The sequence below is a fragment of the Brevundimonas sp. genome, from assembly GCF_024711105.1.
In the GTDB taxonomy this organism is placed as follows: Bacteria; Pseudomonadota; Alphaproteobacteria; order Caulobacterales; family Caulobacteraceae; genus Brevundimonas.
This window is the reverse complement of the sequence record NZ_JANJTL010000049.1, coordinates 1-6232: the sequence shown is the minus strand read 5'-3', so window position 1 is coordinate 6232 and position 6232 is coordinate 1. Positions and strand designations below refer to the sequence as shown.

Genomic DNA, 6232 nt, shown 5'->3' with positions numbered 1-6232 from the left:
GGCCTGGTCCTGCCGGAACTGAAGGGCAAGCTGGACGGCTCCTCGATCCGCGTCCCGACCCCGAACGTCTCGGTCGTCGACCTGAAGGTCGTCGCCGGGCGCGACACCTCGGCCGAGGAGATCAACTCGGCGCTGAAGGCCGCCGCCGACGGCGCCATGAAGGGCGTGCTGGCCACCACGACCGACCCGGTCGTGTCCTCGGACCTCAACCACATCGCCGCCTCCTCGACCGTCGCCCTGCCCCAGACCCAGGTCATCGAAGGCAAGCTGGCCCGCGTGCTGAGCTGGTACGACAACGAATGGGGCTTCGCGACGCGGATGTCGGACACCGCGCTGGCGATGGCGAAGCTGATCTGATGCGGCTGCTCGCCGCGATCGCGCTGATTGTGGCGAGCCCTGTCGTCGGCTTCCTTGTCGCGTGGGCGATTGCCGCGCTGTTCCCGCATTTGCCCGCCGCCTGGGATGCCTATTTGTCCAACCTGCACCCCCTATTCGGTTTTTGGGTGGTAATTGGCATCTGGCCTGTGGCTCTCACGGCCCTGGCTCTTCTTGCCACTATCGGCTGGCTGCGGCCTCAGGCCAAGTTGACGTCGCCTTGGGACTCGACACGCCCGCTCGTTGGGGGCGCGCGCCTTGCGTGGGGAATTCTTGCCGCGTTGGCCATCGTCGCGACGGGACTTCCGCTCTACTGGCTTGCGGCGGCGATGACTCTTCTTGCGCTGGGCCCTGGCTGACAGAAATGTCCTCGTCATCCGCGCCCAAGAGGGCGCGAAGAGCTGGGACGCCCGTCCCAAGCACTTGTCGTCCCGGAAGCCGCGCAGCGGCGATCCGGGACGACAGGTCCGCTCGATGCACCTCTCCGCGTACACCCGAATTCAATCAACCAAAATCCAGCCCTGTCGACTCCTTGTCCCGGACAAGTGCTGCGCGCTTTCCGGGATGACAAATCGGGGACGTGTGTCCCTGCTCTATGTTGAACCCCGCCGAGATCACGATTGGAAACCGGCTGGTCCGGGCCGCCCTGCGACGGCACATTGGGCAAATGTGCGCCTCCTATGAATCCCGCTTCAGCGTGACCCAGCTGGTCAAGGCCTTCGAGGCGGCCCAGACGCCGCTGCTGTTCGAGGGCGGGTTGCCGAACCTGGAGCCGGTCGCGGAGGTCAGGCCGACCGATCTCTCGCGCGCGGTCCGCGCCCGCCCGGACGGGCGAGCCGAACTCGTCCAGATGCGTTTCGGCTTCCCGCCGCCCGCGCCCAAGCGGCCGCCGATCATCAACTTCCGCAGCGAAGGCCGGCGGTTCTCGAACGGCGCGGACCACGGCCGGTGTCTGGTGCCCGTCTCGGGCTTCTATGAGTTCACCGGCGACAAATATCCCAAGACCCGCTGGGTGCTGCGTGACGCCAAGGCGCCGCTGCTAGCGCTGGCGGCCATCTGGCGCGCGGGGCGCGATGGGGCGCCCGACGCCTTTTCGCTGCTGACCGCCGAGCCGGGCGAGGACGTAAGACCCTATCATCACCGGGGCGTCGTTCCCCTGCCTCAGCAAGACTGGGCCGACTGGCTGTTCGGAGCCGGTTCAGAAGCGGAGCTACTGGTCCCGCCCCCGGCCGGGACCCTCGCGGTCGAGCCGGCGCCACGGGGCGTGACTTCCGTCGAACATTGACTTTCGAGGGAAAATCCCTATCTAGGCGGCAGCTTCGGAGCAGGTTCGGCGAATTCGCGCCGCCCGCTCGCCCAAGACCGGGCGGCTCCTGGGCCCTAATCCGAGTGAAATGACAGAATTTTCCGACCTTGGCCTTTCGGCGTCCACGCTGAAGGCCGTAGCCGACACCGGCTACACCACCGCCACGCCCATCCAGGCCCAGGCCATTCCCGTGGCGCTCGCCGGCCGTGACGTGCTGGGCATCGCCCAGACCGGCACCGGCAAGACCGCCGCCTTCACCCTGCCGATGATCGACCGGCTGGCGTCCGGCCGGGCCAAGGCCCGCATGCCGCGCGCCCTGGTCCTGGCGCCGACCCGCGAGCTCGCCGACCAGGTCGCCGAGAGCTTCGCGAAATACGCCAAGGGCACCAAGCTCAACTGGGCGCTGCTGATCGGCGGCGTGTCGATGGGCGACCAGGTCTCGGCGCTCGACAAGGGCGTGGACGTGCTGATCGCCACCCCGGGCCGGCTGCTGGACCTGTTCGACCGGGGCAAGATGCTGCTGACCGGCGTGCAGATCATGGTCGTCGACGAAGCCGACCGCATGCTCGACATGGGCTTCATCCCGGACATCGAGCGCATCTTCAAGCTGACGCCGCCGCGCCGCCAGACCCTGTTCTTCTCGGCCACCATGCCGCCGGAGATCACCCGGCTGACGACGCAGTTCCTCAAGGACCCGACCCGGGTCGAGGTCTCGCGCCCGGCCCAGACCGCCGACACCATCACCCAGAACCTGGTCCGCATCTCCAACGGCGATCCCAAGGCCAAGCGCATGGCGCTTCGCGCCCTGATCGAACGCGCCGACGTCAAGAACGGCATCGTCTTCTGCAACCGGAAGTCCGAGGTCGACATCGTCGCCAAGTCGCTGAAGGTGCATGGCTTTGACGCCGCCCCGATCCACGGCGACCTGGACCAGAGCTTGCGCATGAAGACCCTGGCGGACTTCCGCTCGGGCGAACTGCGCCTGCTGGTGGCGTCGGACGTCGCCGCGCGCGGCCTGGACATTCCCGACGTCAGCCACGTCTTCAACTACGACGTGCCGCACCACGCCGACGACTACGTCCACCGCATCGGCCGGACGGGCCGGGCGGGCCGCAAGGGCCAGACCTTCATGATCGTCACGCCCAACGACGACCGGTCGTTGGACAAGGTGCTGAAGCTCATCAAGATGACGCCTGAGGAGATCACGCTGGATCTCGACCTCACCGGCGTGAAGAGCGAACCGCGCGCCAAGAGCGGTCGCGACAAGCCGCGCGCCAGCCGGGATCGCGACCGTCGTCCTCGCCCGATAGCCGACCACGGCCAGACCGCCTCGATGGAGCCGATCAAGGCCGAGCCCCGCGAGGATACGCCTGCCGCAGCCGGCGAGGCCGAGGCTGAAGCCCGTGAGCCCCGTACGCGCAGCCGTCGCCGCCGGGGCGGCGAACGGGCCGAACGGACGGAAGCGACGGCGCAAGCCCCCGCGGAGACCGCGGAGGTCGAGGCGCAGCCTGCGGCGGAAGCCACGGTTCCCGAACAGCAGGAAACTCCCCGGGACCGCGAACCGCGCCGCGAGCGCGCCGCCCGCGGCGACCGGGATAAGGGCCGCGACCGCAAGCGGGACGACCGTTCGCGCGGTCGACGCGACGAGGACGACAGTCCCCGCGGCGCCGGCTTCGGCGACGCCACGCCGGCCTTCCTGCTGCGCGCTGCGCCGCTGCCGTCGCGATCGAAAAAGGCCGAACCGGCTTAATCCGACCGTTACGCTTGGCGCCCTAGTGTGACCCTGACCCGACAGAACGTCGCGCCGAGGGGAATGCATGACCGCCGATGTCGACACGACGCTCAGAGGCCCCGCGGCCTATGATCTGGCGAAGAACGCGCTGCAGTCGATGGAGCGCGCCGGCGTCTGGCCGACACCGCTGAACTTCGAGCTCTGGCTCTACTACCTGGGCCAGCCGGATAGCGCGCTCGCCAAAGAGCTGGACCGGATCCTGCGCGACGGCGCCCTGACCGAGGAGGAGTCCGAGAGGCTCGCGACCGAGTTCCTGCCTCGCGCGCGGCTGTCCGAGGAAATCCGCGACGCCGGCGCCCAGCTGTCGCGTGAGTTGACGAGCGTGGCCGGCGCCATCGCCGAGGCGCAGCGTTCCCAGGCCGCCTATGGCGAGACCCTGGCCGAGGCCGATCAGGGCCTCGAGGCCGCCGACGCGCCCCAGGTCAAACAGGTCATCCAGACCCTGACCCGCGCCACCGTTCAGGCGCGCGAGGAGAACTCGGCGCTGGAACAGCGTCTGGCCGCCTCGACCAAGGAAGTGGCCAAGCTGCGCGAGCACCTGGAGCAGGTCCGGCGCGACGCCATGACCGACGCCCTGACCAACCTGGCCAACCGCAAGGCGTTCGATGACGAGCTGGAGCGCCGCTGCGCCGAGGCCGCCGAAGCAGGAGAACCCCTGACCCTGGCGGTGCTCGACGTCGACCACTTCAAGCGCTTCAACGACACCTGGGGCCACCAGACCGGCGACCAGGTGCTGCGCTACGTCGCCAGCGTCCTGTCGCGCGTGGCCAGCCCGCCGCGCGTCGCCGCCCGCTACGGCGGCGAGGAGTTCGCGGTGATCTTCCCCGGCGCCAGCGCCGCAGGCGCCGAGGCCCTGATGGAAGCTGTGCGCCGTGAAATCGGCTCTCGTCAACTGAAGCGGCGCTCGACCAACGATGAATTGGGCGCGGTCACCATCTCGATCGGCGTAGCCCACTGGAAGCCGGGCGAAACCCCCGCCTGCCTGCTCGGCCGGGCCGACGAGGCGCTCTACGCCTCGAAACGGGGCGGACGCGACCGGGTCACGGTGGCGGAGCGCCTCGAACAGGCAGCCTGAGGCCTGTTCCGCGCCAACGCCGGCGCTAGAGTGGGCGGATGAGAAGCGTCGCCTTCAACATCGTCTACTGGGTCCTGTCGATCGGCTACACCCTTACGGCCGCCTTCGCCGCCCTCGCGCCGGGCCGGAGCGCGGTTCAGTGGGTCATCCGCCAGTACGTCCGCCGCATGGTCCAGGCCATGCGCCTGTTCGCCGGCATCCGCATCGAGGCTCGCGGCAAGGATCGCCTGCCCGAGGGGGCCTTCATCATCGCGGCCAAGCACCAGAGCTGGGGCGACGGGTTTTCCGTCTACGACCAGTTCGGCGACCTGGCTTTCGTCACGGGCGACCATCTGGAACGGTTCCCGCTCCTGTCCACCGTGCTGCAGAAGCTGGGCGCCATCGTCGTCAACAACTGCGGCGGGCACGAAGCCCGCAAGGCGCTGGCCGAGAACGCCGCCCGTGCCCACGCAGAGGGCCGGCGCATCCTGATCTATCCGGAAGGCAACCTCGCCAAGGTCGGCGAGAAGTTCCGCTATCGGACCGGCGTCTGGCACATGTACCGCGACTTCAACCTGCCGGTCGTGCCGCTGGCGACCAACCTGGGCCTGTTCTGGCCGCAGGAGGCGTTTCGCAAGACTCCAGGAACCGCGACCATCGAGTTCCTCGACCCCATCCCGCCGGGCCTGGAGCGCGCCGAGTTCATGGCGCGGCTGGAAGCGATGATCGAGGGCCACACGGCGGAGCTGGTGGCCGAGGCGACCGGACAGCCGGTGACCCCGGCGGTGCAGGTTCTGGCGCCGGACGAGGTCCGCCGCGCGGAGCGGAAGGCGGCCTAGCTCCTGGTGCGCCGCTTCGGCTTCGCCACAGCCTTTGCGGTGGCGATGGCGATCGACTTGCGCGCCCAACCGACGGCCTCGTCCGGGTCGTCGACTGCTGTATCGGGCAGCGACCAGTAGGCCATGGACATCACCCGGCCGTCCTTGGTCGGATAGGTGAACTGGCGCGCGCCTTCGGCCTCAAGCTCGCGCGCGAGACTCTCGTCGGCTTTCAGCCAGAGGACGCCGTCGTCGAGTATGGCGAACATCGACCCGCCGAACTTCACGCCCGCGCCGCCGAACATGCGCTTGATCTCGATGGGGCCCAGCCCCTGCAGATGGTCCCTGATCCAGTCCCCGAAAGCCGGGTCGTAGGCCATCAGACCGGCGCCGCCGGCTGGATGGTGACGCTCTCGCCGCAGCCGCAGGCGTCGGTTTCATTGGGGTTTCTGAAGACGAACTTCGAGGCCAGGCGGGTGGTCTCGTAGTCGATCTCGGAGCCGAGCAGGAACAGGACGGCCTTGGGCTCGATGAGGATCTTCACGCCCTTGTCCTCGACCACCTCGTCCAGCGGACCGGCGGCCTCGGCGTATTCCACGACATATTCCTGGCCGGCGCAGCCGCCGTTCTTCACCCCGACGCGCAGGCCGACATAGGGCTTGTCGGCGCGCTCGAGGATGTCGCGCACGCGGGCGGCGGCGGCCTCGGTCAGGGTCACGACCTTGGGCCGTTCGCGGCGGCGCGGCGTGGCGGTCTGGACGTCCATGGTCAGAACATGTTGAGCGCGAGCTTGGCCTCGTCGCTCATCTTGGAGGGATCCCACGGCGGATCGAACACCAGCCGCGCGGTCGCCGAGCGCACGCCCTCGACCTTGCGGACGGCGTCCT

Annotated in this window: 7 protein-coding genes and 2 pseudogenes; 6 read left to right on the top strand and 3 right to left on the bottom strand. The window is 68.9% G+C overall.

Annotated elements, in window-relative coordinates:
• From Q0M60_RS03935 to Q0M60_RS03910, 6 genes and pseudogenes are all read left to right on the top strand, one after another.
• Positions 1-357: pseudogene (locus Q0M60_RS03935) on the top strand (erythrose-4-phosphate dehydrogenase); the annotation flags it as partial.
• The gene (locus Q0M60_RS03930) at positions 357-734 is read left to right on the top strand and encodes a hypothetical protein (RefSeq protein WP_296816178.1); all 378 of its coding nucleotides are present in this window, start codon (positions 357-359) and stop codon (positions 732-734) included. The pseudogene Q0M60_RS03935 and the gene Q0M60_RS03930, both read left to right, overlap by 1 nt.
• A gap of 236 nt (positions 735-970) precedes the next feature.
• Entirely contained in the window at positions 971-1660 is a 690-nt protein-coding gene (locus tag Q0M60_RS03925; RefSeq protein ID WP_366855515.1) for an SOS response-associated peptidase family protein, read from the top strand.
• A 109-nt stretch (positions 1661-1769) separates the two neighbouring features.
• Positions 1770-3431 (top strand): DEAD/DEAH box helicase, encoded by a 1662-nt coding sequence (locus Q0M60_RS03920; protein WP_296816173.1) that lies wholly within the window; start codon positions 1770-1772, stop codon positions 3429-3431.
• A gap of 67 nt (positions 3432-3498) precedes the next feature.
• Positions 3499-4548: a diguanylate cyclase gene (locus Q0M60_RS03915; RefSeq protein WP_296816170.1), complete on the top strand. Its 1050-nt coding sequence runs from the start codon at positions 3499-3501 to the stop codon at positions 4546-4548.
• Positions 4549-4586: 38 nt separating this feature from the next.
• On the top strand, positions 4587-5366 hold the full coding sequence (locus Q0M60_RS03910) for a lysophospholipid acyltransferase family protein (protein ID WP_296816166.1): 780 nt from the start codon (positions 4587-4589) through the stop codon (positions 5364-5366).
• Here Q0M60_RS03910 and Q0M60_RS03905 read toward each other — a convergent pair.
• From Q0M60_RS03905 to Q0M60_RS03895, 3 genes and pseudogenes are all read right to left on the bottom strand, one after another.
• Positions 5363-5725 (bottom strand): TfoX/Sxy family protein, encoded by a 363-nt coding sequence (locus Q0M60_RS03905; protein WP_296816164.1) that lies wholly within the window; start codon positions 5723-5725, stop codon positions 5363-5365. The two genes, Q0M60_RS03910 and Q0M60_RS03905, sit on opposite strands and share 4 nt — an antisense overlap.
• Positions 5725-6111 (bottom strand): iron-sulfur cluster assembly accessory protein, encoded by a 387-nt coding sequence (locus tag Q0M60_RS03900; RefSeq protein ID WP_296816161.1) that lies wholly within the window; start codon positions 6109-6111, stop codon positions 5725-5727. The genes Q0M60_RS03905 and Q0M60_RS03900 overlap by 1 nt, the downstream gene beginning before the upstream one ends.
• Before the next feature lie 2 nt (positions 6112-6113).
• Positions 6114-6232, bottom strand: a pseudogene (locus Q0M60_RS03895) (SUF system Fe-S cluster assembly protein); the annotation flags it as partial.

Bases quoted from the DNA above. Each gene is read 5' to 3' on its own strand.
- Q0M60_RS03930 (WP_296816178.1), top strand. From the start codon at position 357: ATGCGGCTGCTCGCCGCGATCGCGCTGATTGTGGCGAGCCCTGTCGTC.
- Q0M60_RS03925 (WP_366855515.1), top strand. From the start codon at position 971: ATGTTGAACCCCGCCGAGATCACGATTGGAAACCGGCTGGTCCGGGCC.
- Q0M60_RS03920 (WP_296816173.1), top strand. From the start codon at position 1,770: ATGACAGAATTTTCCGACCTTGGCCTTTCGGCGTCCACGCTGAAGGCC.
- Q0M60_RS03915 (WP_296816170.1), top strand. From the start codon at position 3,499: ATGACCGCCGATGTCGACACGACGCTCAGAGGCCCCGCGGCCTATGAT.
- Q0M60_RS03910 (WP_296816166.1), top strand. From the start codon at position 4,587: ATGAGAAGCGTCGCCTTCAACATCGTCTACTGGGTCCTGTCGATCGGC.
- Q0M60_RS03905 (WP_296816164.1), bottom strand. From the start codon at position 5,725: ATGGCCTACGACCCGGCTTTCGGGGACTGGATCAGGGACCATCTGCAG.
- Q0M60_RS03900 (WP_296816161.1), bottom strand. From the start codon at position 6,111: ATGGACGTCCAGACCGCCACGCCGCGCCGCCGCGAACGGCCCAAGGTC.